Origin of the sequence: Bradyrhizobium sp. NBAIM08 (assembly GCF_020193935.1) — a bacterium.
Taxonomy (GTDB): domain Bacteria; phylum Pseudomonadota; class Alphaproteobacteria; order Rhizobiales; family Xanthobacteraceae; genus Bradyrhizobium; species Bradyrhizobium yuanmingense.
In genome coordinates this window covers 1-387 of sequence record NZ_JADYVR010001257.1, presented here as the reverse complement: position 1 = coordinate 387, position 387 = coordinate 1, and the positions used below count along the sequence as shown (strand labels likewise).

General features: G+C 74.7%; 1 pseudogene. It reads right to left on the bottom strand.

The features are described 5' to 3' along the window. Positions 1-307, bottom strand: a pseudogene (locus tag I6F37_RS44415) (AraC family transcriptional regulator); the annotation flags it as partial. Positions 308-387: the final 80 nt, after the last annotated feature.

The window sequence follows — 387 nt, the reverse complement described above, 5'->3', positions numbered from 1 at the left end:
GCTGGAGGGTGATCGAATCGCCGGTGGCCCCCGGCGCGGTGGGGTCGGCGGCGACCGGTCCGTCGGTCGCACCGGATGCCGGTTCCGATGCCGGTCCCGCACCGGCCGACGCCGGTTCCGAGCCGGCCGATCCGGCGGACAGGTCGAGAGCGGTCCGGGTCATCGTGGCGGCGACGGGGGCCGGGGCTGCCCCCTGCTGCGCTCCGCCGGATCCCGGCGCGCTCGGTGCGGCGGCGAACGCTGCCGGGCCCGTAACCGTCGCCGTGACGGCGAGAACCACCGTGGCGATCAGAGAAGTGATACGCACGGCGGCCCGCTCTCGACTTCGGAAGGACAGCTCGGGACCGGTCCACCGGTGTGATGTCGGTCTCGGTCAGCCGTGACGGC